We start from the raw sequence: 21,438 nt of genomic DNA, 5'->3' as shown, positions 1-21,438 counted from the left end.
GTGAAGCGGGGGAAAAGCTGGAGATAACTTCAAAGGCTTACCTATCGCTATTTCCATCTGACCTTGCTACCTACGGCAGTGAAGCGAAAAAACTCTTGCAGGATTTGCAGAGCCGCAACGAGAGAATGTTCCTTTTGACCTTTCTGGTGCTGAACACAGCGGACAATCCCCGTCAACTTGGCAACAACATCTTTCAGGCAGGCTCTATTGCCCAGAAGTATAACTGTCAGCTGACCAGGCTGGACTTCCAGCAGGAAGAAGGGCTGATGAGCTGTCTGCCTCTGGGTCTCAATCAGATTGAGATTCAGCGAGGACTGACCACCAGTTCCACAGCTATCTTTGTGCCCTTTACTACGCAGGAACTGTTCCAGAACGGGAAAGAAGCTCTGTACTACGGCATCAATGCTCTGTCCAACAACCTCATCATGGTGGACAGAAAGCTGCTGAAAAACCCCAACGGCCTGATTCTGGGTACGCCGGGTTCCGGTAAGTCCTTCAGCGCAAAACGAGAAATTGCCAACTGCTTTTTGCTTACCAGTGATGATGTCATTATCTGTGACCCGGAAGCGGAGTACGCACCTCTTGTTGAGCGTCTGCATGGGCAGGTCATCAAGATCTCACCTACTTCAACCAACTATATCAATCCGATGGATCTGAATCTGGACTATTCGGATGATGAAAGCCCGCTGTCACTCAAGTCTGACTTTATCCTCAGCTTGTGTGAGCTGATCGTGGGCGGTAAGGAGGGCTTGCAGCCGGTGCAGAAAACCATTATTGACCGTTGTGTACGGCTGGTTTACAACGAATATCTCAATGACCCAAAACCAGAGAATATGCCGATTTTGGAGGACCTTTATAACTTGCTGCGGGAGCAGGAAGAAAAAGAAGCTCAGTACATTGCAACGGCATTGGAAATCTATGTAACGGGTTCGTTGAATGTGTTCAATCATCAGAGCAATGTGGACATCAATAACCGGATTGTCTGCTATGACATCAAGGAACTGGGCAAGCAGCTTAAAAAAATCGGAATGCTGGTAGTTCAGGATCAGGTGTGGAACCGTGTCACCATCAACCGTGCCGCTCACAAGTCTACCCGCTACTACATCGACGAGATGCACCTGCTTTTGAAGGAGGAGCAGACCGCCGCCTATACGGTGGAAATCTGGAAGCGATTCAGAAAATGGGGCGGTATTCCGACAGGTATCACCCAGAATGTCAAAGACCTTTTGAGCAGCCGCGAGGTGGAAAATATCTTTGAAAATTCCGACTTCGTGTATATGCTTAACCAGGCAGGCGGAGACCGTCAGATTTTGGCGAAGCAACTGGGGATTTCCACGCACCAGCTTAGCTATGTGACCCACTCCGGTGAGGGCGAGGGGCTGCTGTTCTATGGCTCCACGATCCTGCCGTTTGTAGACCACTTCCCGAAGAACACCGAACTTTACCGCATTATGACCACCAAACCTCAAGAATTGAAAAAGGAGGATGAATGATTATGAACCCCAACATTTTGAATAAAAACCCGCTGATGTTTTTTGACAGGGCGGTAAATGCCCAGCGCAGCCAGCTGCTTACGGTCATGGCCGATGCGGTAAGTGAGTGCCGCACGGCGGCAGACCAGGCAGCCGAACTGAATGAGACCGGTCAGATGGGGCTGCTCCGTTTGGCAGAGGTCTGGAGCACCATCCGTGCCAAGGAAGGTATGGGTGGTCTGGTTCTGGAAGGAACCGAAGCGAAGATCCTGTCCGATGTGGTGGCACAGTTTTATGCCTACCTGTCCGGCTGTATGTTCAACGATCCGGTGGGAATGGCCATTTATGCAGAGCTGCACTACATGATGTCCTCCCTCATGCTGGGAGAATGGTTTGAATAAGGAACCGCGTCTGCGCTTTACTGATGAGGAACGGTCTGACCCTGCACTGGAAAAGCCGATCCGTAAAGCGGAGAAAGCTGCGGCCAGAGCAGATAAGGCGCAGGCCAATATCCCAAAGAAAAAGGTCAGGCAGACGGTCATTGACCCGGATACCGGAAAAAAGACCTCGAAGCTGACCTTTGAGGACAAGAAAAAGCCACCTTCCAAAGTTTCTCAAGGAGTCAGGGAAGCTCCCGTCCATCTGGTTGCGGGCAAGCTCCACAAAGAGATCCGGGAAACAGAGCAGGACAATGTGGGCGTGGAAAGCGCCCACAAGTCCGAGGAAGCGGTGGAGACCGGCGCTTGTCTGGTGCGGGAGGGCTATCGCAGCCACAAGCTGAAGCCGTACCGCAAAGCAGCCCAGGCAGAGCGTCAACTGGAAAAGGCAAATGTAAATGTTCTGTACCAGAAATCTTTGCAGGAAAATCCCCAGTTTGCCAGCAACCCTCTTTCCCGCTGGCAGCAAAAGCAGGCCATCAAAAGGCAGTATGCCGCCGCCAAACACGCCGGTCAGACTGCCGGAAATACCGCCCAGGCTGCATCTAAAACCGGAAAAGCCGCAAGGACGGTAAAAGAAAAGGTACAGCAGGCAGGGGCATTCGTCATGCGCCACAAGAAGGGTTTCCTGATGGCAGGGGTTTTGTTCCTCATTACCTGTATGCTGATGAATACCATGTCCTCCTGCTCCATGATGGCGCAGAGCATCGGTTCCGTTCTCTCCGGCACCACCTATCCGTCGGATGACCCGGAAATGCTGGCGGTGGAGGCAGATTATGCAGCCAGAGAAGCCCAGTTGCAGGAGGAAATCGACAACATAGAAAGCAGCCACCCAGGGTATGACGAGTATCGCTATGACCTTGGTATGATCGGTCATGACCCTCATGAGCTGGCAGCATTTCTGTCTGCCGTTTTGCAAGGCTACACCCGGCAGAGCGCTCAGGCAGAGCTGGCGCGTGTGTTTGCAGCACAGTATCAGCTGACGCTTACTGAGGAAGTGGAGATTCGCTACCGCACGGAGACCTCCACCGACCCGGAGACCGGCGAGACCACCTCAGAAGAAGTCCCCTATGAGTATTACATTCTGAATGTGAAACTCACCAGCAAGCCCATTTCCGCTGTGGCGTCGGAGCTATTGACCCCGGAGCAGATGGAAATGTATCAGGTCTACCGACAGACCATGGGCAATAAGCCGCTGTTGTTTGGCGGCGGTTCCCCTGACACCAGCGGCTCGGAAGATCTATCCGGTGTGCAGTTCATTAACGGCACCCGCCCTGGCAATCCGCAGCTGGTGGAACTGGCGAAAAGTCAGGTGGGAAATGTGGGCGGTTATCCCTACTGGAGCTGGTATGGCTTTGACAGCCGCGTGGAATGGTGCGCCTGCTTTGTATCCTGGTGCTATAACCAGGCAGGAAAAAGTGAACCGCGCTTTGCAGGCTGTGAGTGGCAGGGCGTTCCGTGGTTCCAGTCCCATGGACAGTGGGGCGCAAGAGGATATGAAAACATCGCTCCCGGCGATGCCATTTTCTTCGATTGGGATCTGGATGGTTCCGCAGACCATGTGGGAATCGTTGTCGGCACCGATGGCAGCCGTGTTTATACCGTGGAGGGAAATTCCGGCGATGCCTGCAAGATCAAGAGTTATGACCTGAATTATCAAAGCATTAAGGGCTACGGCCTGATGAACTGGTAACAGAAATTTTTTAGAAGGAGTGATAGACGATGGCAAAGAACAAAATTGAACGCATTGACCAGGAGATTACAAAGGTCCGCGAGAAGATCGCAGAGTATCAGGAAAAGCTCAAGGCGCTGGAAGCACAGAAAAACGAGGCAGAAAATCTGGAGATCGTCCAGATGGTGCGCGCCCTGCGTATGACCCCGGCTCAGCTGAGCGCCATGCTGTCCGGCGGCACAATTCCCGGCAGTATGGTGGATGACAACAACGAACAGGAGGAAAACAGCTATGCGGAATAAACGATTGCTCCGAACACTTTCCGCCCTTTGCCTGACGCTGGTTCTGGCATCGGGCTTTACCATTCCCGCTTTTGCCCAGGGCGCAGCGCCGCCCCCGGCAGAGGATACCACCAATGATAGCAATGTGGTGGTGGAAGAAACGGAAAAAGCACCTCCGCTGACCCCGGAGGGTAATGCCGCTCTGGTGGATGATTTTGGGGGCAATAAACAGCTCATTACTGTTACCACCAAGGCAGGCAACTATTTTTATATCCTGATCGACAGGGCCAACGAGGATAAAAAGACTGCTGTTCACTTTCTGAACCAGGTGGATGAAGCGGACCTGATGGCGCTGATGGAAGATGGAAATGCCAAAGAGGAGCCGCCTGCTGTGTGCAGCTGCACGAAGAAATGTGAAGCAGGGGCAGTCAATACGGCCTGTCCGGTCTGTGTAACGGATAAGAGTAAATGTACGGGAAAAGAAGCGGAACCTCCGGCAGAAACACCGGAGCCGGAAAAAGAGAAGCCTGCCGGACTGAACCCGGCTGCCCTGATCCTTCTGCTGGCTCTGCTGGGCGGCGGTGGCGTATTTGCCTACTTGAAGCTTGTTAAGAATAAGCCTAAGACCAAGGGCAATGACAGTCTGGACGATTATGATTATGGCGAGGAAGATTCCGAGGAATGGGAAACCGAGGATGAGGAGTCGGACGAGCCTGACGCTGACGGGGGCAGCGCAGAAAATGATGACGAGGACAGCATGAAATGACCCGTTTCACAGACAGTCCCTATGAACGCATGATGACACGCAGGCCGGAGGGCGGGAAGAAAACTTCCCGTCCTCCTTCTTTACCCCCAAGCCACCCCTGTTATGGCTGCGGGAATTATGGAAGTCCCTGCGTAGGCGTCTGCCACCGGGAAATGGAACGATGGCTCAAAGAAAGGAAACGAAAAAAATGAGTGTTCTGATTATATTTATCAAGCTGATTGTTGTTTTTGACCTGCTGGTGATCGCCGTGTATTTTGGCGGCGACATTCTTTCTACCATGTTAAACAAACTTCGGAGAAAAGCAAAACAGGAAGATTCCTTTGACTTTTCTCAGGATGCCGTGATGGTTTCATTATCCATAGATTCTGTCCGTCAGCTTTATTCCGGCGACGCGGCAGATTTTGTGGAAGATAAGATTCTGCCAAATGCGGAGAAAACGATGGCTGTTTTGACGGACCAGGAACAGGCAGCAGCCCGTCTGCTCTTATCTGCCCTGATCGGTTTTCTTGCAGCAGAAGCTCCTATGGATGAACAGAGCTTTCCTATGGTAATGGAACTTCTGAACTGTATGGAGGGTGAAAAAGAGGATGGTTGTCAGGATGCAGTAGAAAGTTTGCTTGAAGATGCTGTCCGCAATACCCACCGCCATGAAGAATATTACAGCAATTATCAACGCTACCAGCTGATGCAGGTGGATAAAACTCGTGTCATTTTGGCTTGCCGCATCATCATCAATGACCTGCTGGGGAAACTGTACCGCTATGACTACCGGTTTGGCTATAACCTGCTTCTGGATGAGGAAAACAGCATAGAGAAAAAACTGCACACGCCTGTGCGGGAAGAATGGGAGGTTGAAGAATATGAAGCTGGTGATTGCTGAAAAACCATCGGTTGCACAAAGTCTGGCGACGGTGATCGGCGCAACTGCCCGTAAGGACGGGTATCTGGAGGGAAACGGCTGGCGTGTCAGCTGGTGTGTGGGCCATCTGGCCGGTCTTGCGGACGCAGACAGCTATGACCCCAAGTACGCAAAGTGGCGATATGATGACCTGCCTATTCTGCCGGAGCATTGGCAGATGGTGGTGGGAAAGGATAAGAAAAAGCAGTTTGATATTCTCAAAAAGCTGATGAACGCCCCGGATGTGACGGAGGTAGTAAATGCCTGCGATGCCGGACGCGAGGGCGAGCTGATCTTCCGCAGCGTCTATGAGCTGGCAGGCTGCCAAAAGCCCATGAAACGCCTCTGGATTTCTTCGATGGAAGACTCCGCCATAAGGGAGGGCTTTGCAAACCTGCGCCCCGGTGCGGACTATGACGGACTTCGTGATGCTGCCCTCTGCCGTGCCAAGGCCGACTGGCTGGTGGGGATCAATGCCACAAGGCTTTTTTCCGTGCTGTACCACCGCACACTCAACATCGGGCGCGTTATGTCCCCAACGCTGGCGCTCATTGTCCAGCGAGAAGCTGAGATCGACACCTTTAAGCCGGTTCCCTTTTATACCGTGGCGCTGGAGCTGCCCGGTCTTACTGTATCCGGGGAGCGCATGGCGGATAAGACCGCTGCCGAGCAGCTGAAAGAAGCCTGCCAGGGTGCAGCTGTCACGATCAAAAAGGTGGAGTGCAAGGAAAAGTCCGAAAAGCCGCCTGCCCTTTATGACCTGACTACTCTGCAAAGAGATGCCAACCGCCTGCTTGGATTTACAGCCCAGCAGACCCTGGACTATCTGCAAAGCCTGTATGAAAAGAAGCTTTGCACCTATCCCCGTACTGACAGCCGCTATCTGACCGGCGATATGGTAGACAGCCTGCCAGTGCTGGTGAATCTGGTTGCCAATGCTATGCCGTTTCGCAAAGGGATCGCCATTACCTGTGATCCGCAGACGGTCATCAACGATAAGAAAGTAACCGACCACCACGCAGTAATCCCTACCAGAAATCTCAAGGATGCAGACCTTTCTGCCCTTCCTGCGGGAGAAAAAGCAGTGCTGGAGCTGGTGGCCCTGCGTCTGATGTGCGCCGTAGCCAAACCCCATATCTATTCGGAAACCGTTGTGATTGCAGCGTGTGCCGGTGGGGAGTTTACCGCCAAAGGAAAAACGGTGAAGCACCCCGGATGGAAAGCACTGGAGGACGCTTACCGTGCCAAAATGAAGGATGCAGAGCCGAAAAAAGATGGCGCAGAGAAAGCCCTGCCGGAGCTGACCGAAGGACAGACCCTTTCGGTTGCTGCTGCAATCGTCAAAGAAGGCAAAAGCAGTCCGCCCCAGCACTTTACGGAGGACACCCTATTGTCCGCGATGGAGACTGCCGGAAAAGAGGATATGCCGGAGGATGCCGAGCGAAAAGGTCTGGGGACACCGGCAACCCGTGCCGGTATTTTGGAAAAGCTGGTATCTGCCGGTTTTCTGGAACGAAAAAAGAGCAGGAAAACGGTGCAGCTTCTCCCTTCCCACGATGCAGTTTCCCTGATCACCGTTCTGCCGGAACAACTGCAATCGCCGCTTCTGACTGCCGAGTGGGAGTACCGACTGGGCGAGATCGAGCGCGGGCAGCTTGCCCCGGAGGAGTTTTTGGACGGGATCAGCACCATGCTGAAAGACCTGGTGGGAACTTATCAGGTCATCAAGGGAACTGAGTACCTGTTCACTCCGCCCCGTGAGGTGGTGGGCAAATGCCCTCGCTGCGGCGGGGAAGTTGCAGAACTGCAAAAAGGTTTCTTCTGTCAGAATGATTCTTGCAAATTTGCAATCTGGAAAAATAACAAATGGTGGACTGCCAAGAAAAAACAGCCGACCAAGGCTGTGGTGTCTGCACTGCTTAACGATGGCCGTGTCCGTGTGACGGGCCTATATTCGGAGAAAACCGGAAAGACCTACGATGCCGCTGTGGTTTTGGAGGATGATGGACAGTACGCCAACTTCAAGCTGGAATTTGACCAGCGGAAAGGAGGCAGCTGATGAATCTCTCTTTAGTGGAACGGGAAACCATTCTCCTCTATAACCAGGCAGAACCAATGGCTGAGATCTATACTCATGATCCCCGTCTGATGGAGAAGCTGGAACTGCTGGCAAAAAAGCACCCCGACCAGATCACCCGAAAGGACGCCCATAACTTTACCGTTCCTAAGCGGTGTGTATCAGTCCGAGAGCCATACAGCGCAGAACGCCGCAAAGCTGCCAGTGAACGGGCGAAAGCTGCCGGATACCAGCCCCCTGTGAGAAAGTCCAGCAGTTAAAGGCACATGGCAGAGAATGTATTTGAAGCAGTCAAGCAGTCGGTCAGCACCAGAGATGCGGCAGCGTTTTATGGGATCGAGGTCAAACGAAATGGCATGGCCTGTTGTCCCTTTCACGATGATAAGAACCCCAGCATGAAGCTGAACGAGGAATATTTCTACTGTTTCGGCTGCGGAGCTACTGGCGATGTGATCGACTTTACCGCAAAGCTCTTTGACCTCTCCTCAAAAGAAGCGGCGGAGAAACTGGCACAGGACTTTGGCCTGATCTATGACAGTCAGGCCCCTCCCCGCAGGAGGTATGTCCGGCAGAAAACCGAGGCACAGAAATTTCGGGAGGACCGGCAGCGGTGTTATCGCGTACTGTCCGATTATTACCATCTGCTGAAAAAATGGGAGGCCGACAATTCTCCCCGGACACCGGAGGAAGAACCGCACCCCCGTTTTGTGGAAGCAATCCAGAAGAAAACCTATGTAGAGTACCTGTTGGACCTTTTTCTTTATGAAAGTGAAGAAGAACAAAAGGCATGGATTGCAGAACACACAGCAGAAATCACACACTTGGAAAGGAGATTGAAAATCATGGCTGAGAACAAACCCACCAACCGAGAGCGGCTAAGGGAAATCACAGATGGCATCGAGCAGGGAATCAAGGAACTGTTTGAGAGTGAAAAGTATATGCGCTATCTGTCCGTCATGTCCCGCTTCCACCGCTATTCGGTAAACAACACCATGCTCATCTATATGCAGAAGCCGGACGCTACATTGGTAGCCGGATACAATAAGTGGAAAGACCAGTTTGAGCGTCATGTGAAAAAGGGCGAGCATGGCATTACCATCATCGCCCCCACACCGTATAAGAAGAAAATCGAGGAGCAGAAGCTGGACCCGGATACCAAGGCTCCGATTCTGGATAAAGACGGAAAGATCGTCACAGAGGAAAAAGAAATCGAGATCCCTATGTTCCGTCCGGTCAAGGTTTTTGATGTGAGCCAGACCGACGGGAAACCTTTGCCGGAGCTTGCTTCCTCCCTTTCCGGCAATGTGCCAAATTATGAGGCATTCATGGAGGCTCTGCGCCGCAGTGCGCCGGTGCCGATCACTTTTGAAGCAATGGCCGCCGATACGGACGGCTATTTTTCTGCTGATCATCAGAAAATTGCCATTCGTCAGGGCATGAGTGAGGTTCAGACGGTTTCAGCCACAGTACACGAGATTGCCCACAGCAAGCTCCATGACCCTAAAAAATATGAAATGCTACCGTCATGGAAGGTTGTGCAGGAGAGTGAAGGTGGAACCAAACATGATTTCAAGTTGGATTTTGCCACAGAAAAAGAAGCCGAACAGTTTGCTTCTGATATGGATTGGCGTTATGTGGACGAAAATCAGTTTGAATGGCGTCTTGCAGTTGAGGAAGATCCAACCGCAGAAAAACGGGCAATCAAAAACCGCCACACGGAGGAAGTGGAGGCTGAAAGCATCTCCTATGCGGTCTGCAAGTATTTTGGCATCGAGACCGGAGAAAACAGCTTCGGCTATATTGCAAGCTGGAGCCAGGGCAAAGAGCTGAAAGAGCTGAGAGCCAGTTTGGAGACCATCAACAAAACCTCCGGCACTTTGATCTCCGACATTGAGCGCCACTATAAGGAAATCTGCAAAGAGCGCGGAATCGACCCTCATGCAAAGGTAGAGCCGGAACCCGCCCCGATAGAGCAGCCAGAAGATGCCGCTAAGGTATCTGATAGACAGCAGACCGGCGATCTGACCTACTATGTAGCAGAGTGCATGGAATTTCCAAACCTCGGAGAATACCACGATAACCTGTCTTTGGAGGAAGCAATCCGCATTTATCAGGAGATTCCGGCAGAACGAATGAACGGGATCAAGGGCATTGGTTTTGAGCTGAAAGACGGAAGCGACTATGAAGGACCTTTTCCGATTTTGACCGGCCAGACCATTGACCTGGACACCATCCAGGCAATCGACTATTACCGTGATAATCCTCTGGTGCAAAAAGCGGTAAAGGAACTGGCTGCGGCAATGCCAGAAATGGAAGTGCTGGGGGCGGACGCCAACCAGCAGGAGGCTTTGTTTCTGATTGACGATGCCACCTATCTTCATATCCAGTCCTGTGACAGCGGCTGGGACTATACCCTTTACGATGCCGCGTCCATGAAAGAGCTGGATGGTGGTCAGCTGGATATGCCGGAGATTTCCCGCATGAAGGCAGTTCTCCAGATTTGTGATGACAACGATTTGGGCAGAGACTCGGTAAAATACGCACCGTTGTCCATGATTGAGACCTTGCAGGAAGCTGCCTACCAGCAGATGCAGGCAGAGGCCAGTCAGATGGCTGCTTCTTCCCAGCTGCCGGAAGCACAGGAGCAGGCACTGGATGAATACCCCATGCCGGATGAGCAGGTCTCCACACCAGATATGCAGGAATACGGCTACTCCTATGATGGGATGCTCCCTGTTACCAGAGAACGGGCGCTGGAACTGGATGCCGCCGGTTTGACCGTCTATGTGCTGCATGAGGACAATACGGAGAGCATGGTGTTTGACCCGCAGGAAATCATGGATCATGGCGGTCTTTTTGGCGTGGACCGTGAGGAATGGGAGAAAAGCCCTCAGTTCCACGAAAAGGTCATGGAGCGTCAGGAACATCAGCAGGAACGCGAACAGGCATTTCTATCCCAGAACAGAGATTGCTTTGCCATCTATCAGGTGAGCCGTGACGATCCGCAGAATGTGCGCTTTATGAATCTGGATTGGTTAAAGTCCCATGACATTTCCATAGACCGCAGCAATTATGATCTCATTTACACTGCTCCGCTGAGGGAGTCTGGCACGGTACCGGAGCAGCTGGAAAAACTATATGAGCAGTTTAATCTGCAAAAACCGGCGGATTTTCACAGTCCTTCTATGAGTGTCAGTGACATCGTTGCGATCAAGCAGGATGGTAAGGTATCCTGTCATTACTGTGACAGTGTTGGTTTTACCCAGATCCCCGGATTCCTGCCAGAAAATCCGCTGAAAAATGCGGAGATGGCCGTGGAGGATGATTACGGCATGATCGACGGTATCATCAACAATGGCGCAAAAGAGCCTACGGTGGCAGAGCTGGAACAGCAGGCCCGCAGCGGTCAGTCCATTTCCCTCATGGATCTGGCTGCCGCTGCCCATCGGGAGGAACGGGAAAAGAAAAAGTCCGTCATGGAGCAGCTGAAAAGCCAGCCCAAGGCAGAACACAAAAAGACAGCGCCCAAAAAGAGTGCGGAAAGGGAGATTTGATATGGGAAACTTTACTTTTGAGGAAATGAACCTGATGTGCATTTACAATACCGGTAGCCGCACCGGATTGATCGCCAGCCTGCGTGAGATGCGCGGCGAGCTATCACCGGAGGAAACGGAACTGAGTGAGCTGACCGACAGCGCCCTTATGAAGCTCTGTGCGATGACCGATGAGGACTTTGCCCAGCTGGAGTTGTACCCGGATTTTGACCAGTAAACAGCATAACCGCAGGGATGGGGTGGCAATTTGCCACCCCACCTTTTACCCCAAAACTGAAAGGAGGACAGAATACCATGCCAACCAAAGCTGAACTATATGCACAGATGGCGGACAAGGTGGCAACACAGCTCACGGGGAGCTGGCAGGAATGGGCAGAGTTTCTCACCACTGCTTCTCGCCTTTACAAGTACCCGTTCCATGAGCAGCTGATGATCTACGCCCAGCGACCGGACGCTACCGCCTGTGCAGAGTACGATTTGTGGAATGAAAAGATGGGCCGGTATGTAAGGCGCGGTTCCAAAGGGATTGCTCTGGTGGACGATTCCGGGGACAGGCCCCGCCTGCGCTATGTCTTTGACATTTCCGACACCGGAACCCGTGAACATTCCTGCACTCCCTGGCTGTGGCAGCTGGAGGAGCGCTATTTGGATTCGGTGCAGGCCATGCTTGAGCGCACCTATGATGTTTCCGGTGATGACCTCGCCGGACAGCTCACGGAGGTAGCCGGAAAACTGGCTGAGGAATACTGGACGGAGCATCAGCAAGACTTCTTCTATATCGTTGACGGTTCCTTTTTGGAGGAATATGATGAGTTTAACATCGGAGTACAGTTCAAGGCAGCAGCCACCGTCAGCATCACTTACGCTTTGATGTCCCGCTGCGGACTGGAGCCAGAACGCTACTTCGACCACGAAGATTTCATGGCAATCTTTGATTTCAACACCCCGTCCACCATCGGGGCGCTGGGAACAGCGGTCAGCCAGATCAACCAGCAGGTGTTGCGGCAGATCGGCGTCACCGTCCGAAATGCAGAGCGCGAAGCCAACCAAGAAAGGAGCAAACAAGATGAACAATCCCATGACCTATATCCAGAACGGAGACTATCTGATTCCCGACCTGAAGCTGAGCCAGCAGCCGGAGAAACCTCTGGGCAAGTACGGCAGGATGAGGAAAACCTACCTGAAGGAACACCATCCCATCCTCTACAACCAGATGTTGCTGAGCGAGAAGCTGTACCCGCACCTTCTGGAGATCGACGAGACCGCCCAGAACAGACTGGAGCAGATGATACCCCAGCTGGCGAAGGAAGCAGGAGCCACCGAGGAACTGAAAGCCAGCGATCCCATGAAGTGGGTGGGGCTGATGAACACCTGCAAAGCCCAGGCAGAGGAAATCCTGATGGCGGAGCTTATCAACAGCTGACCCTAAACCTGTTCCTCTCCGAAGCGGAACAGATCCAATCCATAGATGAAGCAGAGAATGTAGCGCATACATCCTCTGCTTTTTCTTTTACCCAAAACGACATTGACCATGTGCTGCGTTTGGGCGGCAATACAGACCGCCAGAGGGAGTGTGTGGTTGCAGCCTTTGAAAAGCAGAAAACCACCGCTGAGATTGCCGAGATACTGAAAACGCTGTACCACGGCGGCAACGGCCTTGGTAGTGTGAGCGCATGGTATGCTGAGGATGGTATCCATCTTTCCCACGGGAAGTCTGTCCGTTATGACAGGTCTGCTCAGGTTGTTTCCTGGGAGAGCGCCGCAGAGCGTATCGGGGAGCTTTTGGAGAGCGGCCAGTTTGCCTCCAATGTGGAACTTGCAGAAGCGGCAGGCTATGAACGCTCCCTCCTTGCCACAAAGTTCTGGAACCTATATCACGATCTCAGTGAGGACGCCAGAGAAGCCGGATATTTGTCCTGCCTGTCAGAGATCAAAGGCAATGGGTTCCCGGAGGAGACCCACCGCCTGACGGAGCAGTTGAATGACCCGGCTTTCCGCCAGACACTCAAGGAAGAATACGCCGCCTTCTGGACTGCCTATCAGCAGGACCGTGACCTGTTGCGCTTTCATTACCATAGGCCAAGGGAAATCTGGGAGAACCTGAAAGACCTTGACCTGCCCCGCAGGACTTTTTCTTCGGACCTTTCCCAAGTGCCAACCGTCCAGCATTTCATTACAGAGGATGAGATCGACACCGCCATGACCGGCGGCAGCAGTTTTGCCGGAGGAAAAGGCCGTATCTATGCGTTCTTCATGGAAAACCATACGGATAAGGAAAAAGTGGGATTCCTTAAAGACGAGTATGGCATTGGCGGACGCTCTCATGCCCTGTCCGGCGCAACACACAGCGGCGAAGATCACGATGGGAAAGGACTGCACTATAAAAAGCAGGACTGCCCGGATGTTCACTTGAACTGGGAAAAGGTTTCCAAGCGCATTACCTCACTTGTCCAGAAAGGCCGCTATCTTACCGAACAGGAACAAGCGCAGTATGACAAGATCCAGGCTGAAAAGGATCTGGCAGAAGAAGATGCCATTCAAGCCCAGCAGCCGGAGATAGAGGAAGAAACGCCAAAGCCTACCCTTCGGGAGCAGTTTGAGCAGTATAAGCCTGTGGTGACTGCCGCCATATCTGAGGATGTGGCATATCGAAATGCCTGCGGTCATTCCGACCGTGAAAATGCTGTCATCGAGGGCAATGCCGCTGTGCGCCGTGCGGTTCTTGGCTCTAAGGATATGGAGCTGATCCGCCTTTATTCGGATGTGCCGGAGTTCCGCCAGCGCCTGCACCGGGAAGTGATCGACGAAACCTATCCAAAGCTCCATGAGCTTCTGCGCCCTCTTTCTCAGGAAGATATTGATACTGCCCTTTGTGCATGGAACGGCAATATCGAGAGTAAACACGCTGTCGTCCGTTATATGAAAGACCATGCAAGAGAGAAGGATACCGCTGCATGGCTGGCTCAGGAATACGGTGGCAGCAACAGCCCGTTCGTTGTCCGTGCCGGAAGCCCGGAGGAAACACAGCTGCCCTGGCCGAAGGTACAGCGCAGGCTTGCCCAGCTGATTCAGGAGGACCGGTTCTATACCGAAGAAGAACAGGATCGTTTTGACAATATCGACCCTATCGCCATCCGGGAAGCCCTGGAGGAAAGAGGGATCGTCAACGGACAGGTGGCAGACCCGGAAAAACTGGACAATGACCCGTTTATCCAACAGGTGATGTCGGATGCCGAGCAGATCGCAGCTGCCGAGACAGAACAGACTTCCGAGGTTTCCATTTCCGATGAGGAATATGATGCAGTTCGCCGCCCGACTCCGCAAAGGACTTCCTATGACCCTGCCGCCCCGGTCTATGCTGTGGGCGATACCGTGTATATCGAGAATGACGCCTATCAGATCACCGAGCTGCGGGAGGACACCGTGCAGCTTCTGCCCACCGGCATGGTATATCCCATCTACCGGGCAGAGCGCAAAGAACAGTTCGAGCAGCTGATTCGGGCAGACCGCCGCAATGCTTACTATACCGAGTTTCTTCCTATTGACCCGGACAAGGCAGATCAGGACCTGCGGGATGTATTGACCCATGGACTTATGGATGAAGCAGATAAAAAACAGGTTTCCACGCTGCTGCAATCCGGCAGGAGCAACAGCGAGATCGCTTATTGGCTGAGCAGAGCCTATTCTGGTGAGATCGAGACGCTGAATCTGGAGACCGGCGATACTGCCGATTACCGTACCACGGCACAGGGCATGGAGCTGGAAGTCCTGGACGCAGAGGAAAAGCGTCTGGCTGTGCTGTATTTTCGCTGGGATGAGGTTGCGCCTTTGCTGCGCGGGATGTATGCCCGTCAGCTGGATGGCTTTGGACAGGAACGCCCCGAACCGGCTGTCGAATCCCCGACCTTCCATTCCGAGACTGTGGCCGTCTATCCGGGCGATAAGAACAATCTACCTTATGATGTGGTGGTGGAACGGTTGCATATTGAGGAGCCGGAGCCGCCAGCCCCTGTAACAGAGCCGGAGAAAACCTTTGAGGAAGTGCTGGATGAACACCCGGTTTCCATTCAGGTCAACGGCCAGTGGCAGACCTTCCCCAATGCCAAAGCTACCGAGGAAGCCTCCTATGAGGAATACAAGGACAACCTGCGCCGCAATGCACAGAACTTCCGCATTACCGATGAGCATTTGGGTGAAGGCGGTCCGAAAGCCAAGTTCCAGGCAAATATCAATGCCATTCGTTTGCTGAAAGAGCTGGAAGCTGCCGGACAGCAGGCAAGCCCGGAACAGCAGGAAGTCCTATCCCGCTATGTGGGCTGGGGCGGTCTTTCTGATGCCTTTGACCCGGAGAAACCGGCATGGGCTTCCGAGTATGCCCAGCTGAAAGAGCTGCTGACCCCGGAGGAATATGTCGCCGCCAGAAGCTCCACCCTCAACGCCCATTACACCAGCCCTACGGTCATTCAGGCCATCTATGAAGCGGTGGGCCGTATGGGATTTGAGACCGGAAATATTTTGGAGCCATCTATGGGTGTGGGCAATTTCTTCGGTATGCTGCCGGAGGAAATGAGAAACAGCCGTCTGTACGGCGTGGAGCTGGACCCGGTTTCCGGGCGCATCGCAAAGCAGCTCTATCCCAAGGCGGACATCACAGTAGGCGGCTTTGAGACCACCGACAGGCGGGATTTCTTTGACCTTGCCATCGGCAATGTACCTTTCGGTCAGTATCAGGTCAATGACAAAGCCTACAACAAGCTGAATTTCAGTATTCACAACTACTTTTTCGCCAAAGCACTGGACCAGGTGCGTCCCGGCGGAGTGGTAGCTTTTGTAACCTCCCGCTATACTATGGACGCCAAGGATTCCACCGTGCGCCGCTATCTTGCCCAGCGTGCTGAGCTGCTGGGAGCGATCCGTCTGCCGAATGACGCGTTCAAAAAGAATGCCGGTGCCGAGGTGGTATCGGACATCATCTTCCTCCAAAAGCGGGACCGCCCGCTGGACATCGTGCCGGAATGGACCCAGATCGGACAAACGGAGGATGGGTTTGCCATCAACCGGTATTTTATCGACCACCCAGAAATGGTGCTGGGCAGACAGGAGCCGGTAAGCACCGCTCATGGTATGGATTACACCGTGAACCCTATCGAGGGACTGGAGCTTTCCGATCAGCTGCATGATGCTGTGAAGTACATTCATGGCACTTATCAGGAGGCAGAACTGCCGGAGCTGGGCGAGGGCGAAACCATTGACACCTCCATTCCTGCTGACCCAAATGTGAAGAACTATTCCTATGCCATTGTAGACGGACAGGTGTACTACCGGGAAAACAGCCGCATGGTGCGCCCTGACCTCAACGCCACCGCCGAAGCCCGCGTGAAAGGTCTTGTGGGACTGCGTGATTGTGTGCAGGAACTGATCGACCTTCAGATGGATGCAGCGGTTCCAGACAGCACCATTACCCAAAAACAGGCGGAACTGAACCGGCTCTATGACAGCTTTTCTGCCAAATACGGTCTCATCAACGACCGTGCAAACCGGCTGGCTTATGCAGATGATTCTTCCTATTACCTGCTCTGTGCGCTGGAAGTCATCGACGAGGACGGAAAGCTGGAACGCAAGGCGGATATGTTCACCAAACGGACCATCAAGCCCCATCAGGCGGTGGCTGTGGTGGATACGGCAAGCGAAGCACTGGCGGTGTCTATCTCGGAAAAAGCCTGCGTGGATATGGGCTATATGAGCCAGCTTACCGGAAAAACCAAAGAAGAACTGGCCGGAGAACTGCAAGGCGTGATCTTTCGTGTACCGGGAAAGTTGGAGCAGGACGGATCGCCCCATTATGTGACTGCTGATGAATACCTTTCCGGCAATGTACGCCGCAAACTGCGCCAGGCGCAGCGGGCGGCACAGCAGGACCAGGTTTATGCAGTCAATGTGGAAGCCCTTACCGCCGCCCAGCCCAAAGACCTGGATGCGTCGGAGATCGAGGTGCGTCTGGGCGCTACCTGGATCGACAAAGAGTACATCCAGCAGTTTATGTACGAGACCTTCAACACCCCGTTTTATCTCCAGCGCAGTATCGAGGTCAACTATTCCTCCTTTACTGCTGAATGGCAGATCAAGGGGAAATCTTCCGTATCCTACAACGATGTAGCAGCTTACACCACCTATGGAACCAGCCGTGCCAATGCCTACAAGATTTTGGAGGACAGCCTGAACCTGCGGGATGTCCGTATCTATGACACCATAGAGGACGCAGACGGAAAAGAGCGCCGCGTGCTGAACGCCAAGGAGACCACCCTGGCTGCACAAAAACAGCAGGCTATCCGGGAAGCCTTTAAGGACTGGATCTGGAGAGATCCGGAGCGCCGCCAGACTCTGGTGCGCCAGTACAACGAAGAAATGAACTCTACCCGTCCCCGCGAGTATGATGGCAGCCATATCACTTTTGGCGGCATGAACCCGGCCATTACCCTGCGGGAACACCAGAAAAGCGCTATCGCCCATGTGCTGTATGGAGGAAATACCCTGTTGGCACATGAAGTAGGCGCAGGCAAAACTTTTGAGATGGTAGCTGCTGCGATGGAAGCCAAACGCCTGGGCTTGTGCCAGAAATCTCTCTTTGTGGTTCCCAACCACCTGACCGAGCAGTGGGCGTCGGAGTTTCTGCGCCTCTATCCTTCTGCCAACATCTTAGTCACCACCAAAAAGGACTTTGAGACCCATAACCGCAAAAAGTTCTGCGCCCGTATTGCGACCGGTGACTACGACGCCATCATCATGGGACACAGCCAGTTTGAGCGTATCCCCATCAGCCGGGAGCGTCAGGAACGGCTTCTCTATGAGCAGATCGACGAGATCACCGAGGGCATCGCAGAGGTGCAGGCCAGCGGCGGCGAGCGTTTTACCGTCAAGCAGCTGGAGCGTACCAGAAAGTCTCTGGAAGCCAGACTGGAAAAGCTGCAAGCCGAGGGGCGAAAAGACGATGTAGTAACCTTCGAGCAGCTGGGGGTGGACCGTTTGTTTGTGGACGAGGCCCACAACTACAAGAACCTGTTTTTATACACAAAAATGCGGAATGTGGCTGGTCTTTCCACATCGGATGCGCAGAAATCCTCCGATATGTTTGCCAAGTGCCGCTATATGGATGAGATCACCGGAAACCGTGGCGTGATCTTTGCCACCGGCACACCGGTCAGCAACTCCATGACCGAGCTTTACACCATGCAGCGTTATCTTCAATATGAACGCCTGCAAGAACTGAACATGACCCACTTCGACTGCTGGGCTTCCCGATTTGGGGAGACCGTCACAGCATTGGAGCTGGCACCGGAGGGAACCGGCTACCGGGCAAGAACGAGATTCAGCAAGTTCTTTAACCTGCCGGAGCTGATGAACCTGTTCAAAGAAGTGGCTGACATTAAGACTGCCGACCAGCTGAATCTGCCTACCCCGGAAGTGGAATACCACAACATCGTGGCGCAGCCTACCGAACATCAGCAGGAAATGGTCAAGGCCCTTTCGGAGCGCGCATCGCTGGTACACAGCGGAACCGTTGACCCGTCCCAGGACAATATGCTCAAGATTACCTCGGATGGCCGTAAACTGGGGCTGGACCAGAGGATCGTCAACCAGATGCTGCCGGACGAACCCGGAACAAAGGTCAATCAATGCGTAGAGAACATCATGCAGATCTGGCGGGATGGCGAGGCTGATAAATTAACCCAGCTGGTGTTCTGTGATATTTCTACCCCGCAGGCAAAAGCTCCTGCAAGCAAGGCGGCGAAAACGCTGGATAATCCACTGCTTCACGCACTGGAAGGCGCTGTACCTCTGCCGGAGCAGGAACCGGCCTTTACGGTGTATGACGATATTCGTCAGAAACTCATTGCTCAGGGAATGCCTGCCGACCAGATCGCTTTTATCCATGAGGCCAATACCGAGGTGCGGAAAAAGGAGCTGTTCTCCAAAGTCCGTACCGGTCAGGTGCGTGTGCTTATGGGCAGCACCGCCAAGATGGGCGCAGGCACCAATGTGCAGGACCGTCTGGTGGCACTTCATGACCTGGACTGTCCGTGGAGACCGGGAGACCTTGCCCAGCGCAAGGGCCGTATCGAGCGCCAGGGCAACCAGAATCCCCTTGTCCATGTGTATCGCTATGTGACCGAGGGAACTTTCGACGCATACCTCTGGCAGACCGTGGAGAATAAGCAGAAATTCATCAGCCAGATCATGACTTCTAAATCGCCGGTGCGCTCCTGCGATGATGTGGATGAAACGGCGCTTTCCTTTGCCGAGATCAAGGCTCTGTGCGCCGGAGACCCCCGTATCAAAGAGCGTATGGATCTGGATGTGGAGGTATCCCGCCTGAAGCTGATGAAAGCCGACCACCAGAGTAAGCAGTACCGCTTGGAGGATCAGTTGCTCAAATATTTCCCGGAGGAGATTGAAAAGCACAAGGGCTTTATCAAAGGCTTTGAATCTGACCTGGAGGTTTTGGCAGCTCACCCGCACCCGGAGGACGGCTTTGCCGGTATGGAGATTCGTGGAGATCTGCTGACCGATAAGGAGAACGCCGGTGCTGCCCTTTTGGATGCCTGCAAGGAGGTCAAAACCTCCGATCCGGTGCAGATCGGCAGCTACCGGGGCTATGCCATGTCTGTGGAATTTTCCGCTTGGAAACAGGAATATACGCTCCTGCTAAAAGGACAGATGACCCACCGGGCAACCCTTGGTACAGACCCTCGCGGAAATCTTACCCGTATCGACAATGCCCTCGCCCAGATGCCTCAGCGTCTAGAGGCGGCAAAGGCCCAGCTGGATAACCTCTATCAGCAGCAGGCTGCGGCAAAGGAGGAAGTCGGAAAGCCATTCCTTTATGAAGAAGAACTGAGAAGCAAAAACGCCCGTCTGGTGGAGCTGGATACTTTGCTCAACATCGACGGAAAGGGACAGGCACACGCCGAGGCTGTTGTTGCCAAAAGCACACGGCCTTCGGTGCTGGATCATCTGAAACGCCCGGTGCCGCCCCGCAGTACCGACAAGAAACCAAAACAGCATGAGGAGGTGCGATAACATGAATACTAACGATTTGAATACGGCTCTTTATGAAAAGATGGCCGCTGAGCAGGACAAATACAGGGACTGGCTGAAAAGCCAGCCTCCGGAAGAAATCCTGCACCACACTTATGAGTACACCATCCGTGAGGACATCGTGATGGCGATGGAGGAACTGGAGCTGACCAACGCTCAGGTACAGGCGCTTTTGGAATCTCCTTCGCCGCTGGAAGATGTGTACCGCTATTTTGAAAAGCTGGAGACCGGCTATATGGATGTGATCCGGGACAGTATTGAGAACCGTGCCGACGATGTGTGCAGAGCTAAAGAGGAACTGCGAACAACACCGGTCTATCCCCACTCTGCCGCCTATGCGAGAGAACATAGGGAACTGGAGCAGTACCGGGTTTCCAACAATGCAAATCTCCAATGCAAGGAGTCCATTGAAGCGGCGGTGCGGGAACACTTCGACGGAATGTATCTCAGTCACGATGCGGCAAAGGGTGTGATCGAGACCTATGGCATGGAGCGTGTGGCGCTGGTCCTTGCCAACACCGTCCAGCTTCAGGACTGGGATGGGCGTTACTCCCGACGCAATAAGGAATGGGCCAAGACCATTCCCAACGATAATCCCGAAACCGTCCGTTGTGGTTATGTCCTGAACAGCCACCCTGCTGTGCTGGATGGCTTTATTGATCTGGTGCGAGAAGAACAGCAGCGCAGCCGTACTCAGGGAGAAAAGATACAACCGTCCCGCCCCTCTGTACGGGATAAGCTCAAGCAGGAACTGCCTGCCCATAAGCCTGCCGCCCCGAAGAAACGGGAGCCAGAACGATAACCATGGCAAAGCGTAAGCGGGATGTTCCGGTTTTGTTTTGGGTGTCCGCAGAGGAACTGGAGCTGATCCATCAAAAGATGCAGCAATACGGGACAGAAAATTTGAGTGCTTATCTGCGAAAAATGGCACTGGATGGGTATGTGGTCAAACTGGATCTGCCGGAGCTGAAAGAGCTGGTCTCCCTAATGCGCCGAAGCAGCAACAACTTGAATCAGCTGACCCGCAAAGTGCATGAGACGGGGCGGGTTTATGATGCTGACTTGGAGGATATATCCCAGCGGCAGGAACAGTTATGGGAAGGTGTGAGGGAAATTCTTACCCAGCTTTCTAAACTTTCATAACAGGGATAGATACTCCGTTTGCGGAGGGAGGAACGGCGTTTC

General features: G+C 53.3%; 15 protein-coding genes and 1 pseudogene. 15 read left to right on the top strand and 1 reads right to left on the bottom strand.

Annotation, left to right across the window (positions count from 1 at the left end):
• Positions 1-41: 41 nt before the first annotated feature.
• The 11 genes and pseudogenes from GT575_RS09365 to GT575_RS09315 form a co-directional block, all read left to right on the top strand.
• Positions 42-1,493: pseudogene (locus GT575_RS09365) on the top strand (VirB4-like conjugal transfer ATPase, CD1110 family); the annotation flags it as partial.
• Positions 1,490-1,873: a DUF3851 domain-containing protein gene (locus GT575_RS09360; RefSeq protein WP_055195363.1), complete on the top strand. Its 384-nt coding sequence runs from the start codon at positions 1,490-1,492 to the stop codon at positions 1,871-1,873. The pseudogene GT575_RS09365 and the gene GT575_RS09360, both read left to right, overlap by 4 nt.
• Positions 1,866-3,602, top strand: a complete 1,737-nt coding sequence (locus GT575_RS09355; protein ID WP_155204008.1) for a C40 family peptidase — start codon at positions 1,866-1,868, stop codon at positions 3,600-3,602. Before GT575_RS09360 ends, GT575_RS09355 begins: the two co-directional genes overlap by 8 nt.
• A 29-nt stretch (positions 3,603-3,631) precedes the next feature.
• Positions 3,632-3,883: a DUF4315 family protein gene (locus tag GT575_RS09350; RefSeq protein WP_155204006.1), complete on the top strand. Its 252-nt coding sequence runs from the start codon at positions 3,632-3,634 to the stop codon at positions 3,881-3,883.
• Positions 3,873-4,628 carry a DUF4366 domain-containing protein gene (locus tag GT575_RS09345; RefSeq protein WP_155204005.1) on the top strand — a complete coding sequence of 252 codons (756 nt, stop codon included), beginning with the start codon at positions 3,873-3,875 and terminating at the stop codon, positions 4,626-4,628. The genes GT575_RS09350 and GT575_RS09345 overlap by 11 nt, the downstream gene beginning before the upstream one ends.
• Positions 4,625-4,819: a hypothetical protein gene (locus tag GT575_RS09340; protein WP_062807353.1), complete on the top strand. Its 195-nt coding sequence runs from the start codon at positions 4,625-4,627 to the stop codon at positions 4,817-4,819. The genes GT575_RS09345 and GT575_RS09340 overlap by 4 nt, the downstream gene beginning before the upstream one ends.
• Positions 4,816-5,508, top strand: coding sequence for a hypothetical protein (locus GT575_RS09335; protein WP_062807352.1), 693 nt, complete (start codon positions 4,816-4,818; stop codon positions 5,506-5,508). Before GT575_RS09340 ends, GT575_RS09335 begins: the two co-directional genes overlap by 4 nt.
• A complete protein-coding gene (locus GT575_RS09330; protein WP_173021108.1) occupies positions 5,489-7,585 on the top strand; it encodes a type IA DNA topoisomerase in 2,097 nt (698 codons plus the stop codon). Before GT575_RS09335 ends, GT575_RS09330 begins: the two co-directional genes overlap by 20 nt.
• Positions 7,585-7,863, top strand: a complete 279-nt coding sequence (locus tag GT575_RS09325) for an immunoglobulin (RefSeq protein ID WP_117718797.1) — start codon at positions 7,585-7,587, stop codon at positions 7,861-7,863. Before GT575_RS09330 ends, GT575_RS09325 begins: the two co-directional genes overlap by 1 nt.
• A 6-nt stretch (positions 7,864-7,869) precedes the next feature.
• The gene (locus GT575_RS09320) at positions 7,870-11,157 is read left to right on the top strand and encodes a YodL domain-containing protein (protein WP_141267526.1); all 3,288 of its coding nucleotides are present in this window, start codon (positions 7,870-7,872) and stop codon (positions 11,155-11,157) included.
• A 1-nt stretch (position 11,158) separates the two neighbouring features.
• Positions 11,159-11,374, top strand: coding sequence for a transposon-transfer assisting family protein (locus GT575_RS09315; RefSeq protein ID WP_155203999.1), 216 nt, complete (start codon positions 11,159-11,161; stop codon positions 11,372-11,374).
• A 95-nt stretch (positions 11,375-11,469) separates the two neighbouring features.
• On the opposite strand, the gene GT575_RS15135 is transcribed toward GT575_RS09315, so the two are convergent.
• Positions 11,470-12,237: a hypothetical protein gene (locus GT575_RS15135; protein ID WP_233447143.1), complete on the bottom strand. Its 768-nt coding sequence runs from the start codon at positions 12,235-12,237 to the stop codon at positions 11,470-11,472.
• Between GT575_RS15135 and GT575_RS15130 the strand changes: the two genes are divergently transcribed.
• From GT575_RS15130 to GT575_RS09300, 4 genes are all read left to right on the top strand, one after another.
• A complete protein-coding gene (locus tag GT575_RS15130; protein ID WP_430537804.1) occupies positions 12,236-12,580 on the top strand; it encodes a TnpV protein in 345 nt (114 codons plus the stop codon). The genes GT575_RS15135 and GT575_RS15130 overlap by 2 nt on opposite strands.
• Positions 12,581-14,076: 1,496 nt before the next feature.
• The gene (locus GT575_RS09310; RefSeq protein WP_442872224.1) at positions 14,077-20,235 is read left to right on the top strand and encodes an SNF2-related protein; all 6,159 of its coding nucleotides are present in this window, start codon (positions 14,077-14,079) and stop codon (positions 20,233-20,235) included.
• Between the two features lies 1 nt (position 20,236).
• Positions 20,237-21,055 (top strand): DUF3849 domain-containing protein, encoded by an 819-nt coding sequence (locus tag GT575_RS09305; RefSeq protein ID WP_155203995.1) that lies wholly within the window; start codon positions 20,237-20,239, stop codon positions 21,053-21,055.
• A gap of 2 nt (positions 21,056-21,057) precedes the next feature.
• Entirely contained in the window at positions 21,058-21,396 is a 339-nt protein-coding gene (locus tag GT575_RS09300) for a plasmid mobilization protein (protein ID WP_155203993.1), read from the top strand.
• The last annotated feature ends 42 nt before the right edge of the window (positions 21,397-21,438 follow it).

Origin of the sequence: Coprococcus sp. BIOML-A2 (genome assembly GCF_009875795.1) — a bacterium.
Taxonomy (GTDB): Bacteria; Bacillota; Clostridia; order Lachnospirales; family Lachnospiraceae; genus Coprococcus; species Coprococcus aceti.
This window is presented reverse-complemented; position numbering and strand designations above follow the sequence as displayed.

Excerpts from the sequence above, each read along its gene's own strand:
- GT575_RS09335 (WP_062807352.1), top strand. The coding sequence starts at position 4,816 with ATGAGTGTTCTGATTATATTTATCAAGCTGATTGTTGTTTTTGACCTG.
- GT575_RS09340 (WP_062807353.1), top strand. The coding sequence starts at position 4,625 with ATGACCCGTTTCACAGACAGTCCCTATGAACGCATGATGACACGCAGG.
- GT575_RS15135 (WP_233447143.1), bottom strand. The coding sequence starts at position 12,237 with ATGGGATTGTTCATCTTGTTTGCTCCTTTCTTGGTTGGCTTCGCGCTC.
- GT575_RS15130 (WP_430537804.1), top strand. The coding sequence starts at position 12,236 with ATGACCTATATCCAGAACGGAGACTATCTGATTCCCGACCTGAAGCTG.
- GT575_RS09330 (WP_173021108.1), top strand. The coding sequence starts at position 5,489 with ATGAAGCTGGTGATTGCTGAAAAACCATCGGTTGCACAAAGTCTGGCG.
- GT575_RS09320 (WP_141267526.1), top strand. The coding sequence starts at position 7,870 with ATGGCAGAGAATGTATTTGAAGCAGTCAAGCAGTCGGTCAGCACCAGA.
- GT575_RS09360 (WP_055195363.1), top strand. The coding sequence starts at position 1,490 with ATGATTATGAACCCCAACATTTTGAATAAAAACCCGCTGATGTTTTTT.
- GT575_RS09345 (WP_155204005.1), top strand. The coding sequence starts at position 3,873 with ATGCGGAATAAACGATTGCTCCGAACACTTTCCGCCCTTTGCCTGACG.
- GT575_RS09350 (WP_155204006.1), top strand. The coding sequence starts at position 3,632 with ATGGCAAAGAACAAAATTGAACGCATTGACCAGGAGATTACAAAGGTC.
- GT575_RS09325 (WP_117718797.1), top strand. The coding sequence starts at position 7,585 with ATGAATCTCTCTTTAGTGGAACGGGAAACCATTCTCCTCTATAACCAG.
- GT575_RS09310 (WP_442872224.1), top strand. The coding sequence starts at position 14,077 with ATGAAAGACCATGCAAGAGAGAAGGATACCGCTGCATGGCTGGCTCAG.
- GT575_RS09300 (WP_155203993.1), top strand. The coding sequence starts at position 21,058 with ATGGCAAAGCGTAAGCGGGATGTTCCGGTTTTGTTTTGGGTGTCCGCA.
- GT575_RS09305 (WP_155203995.1), top strand. The coding sequence starts at position 20,237 with ATGAATACTAACGATTTGAATACGGCTCTTTATGAAAAGATGGCCGCT.
- GT575_RS09315 (WP_155203999.1), top strand. The coding sequence starts at position 11,159 with ATGGGAAACTTTACTTTTGAGGAAATGAACCTGATGTGCATTTACAAT.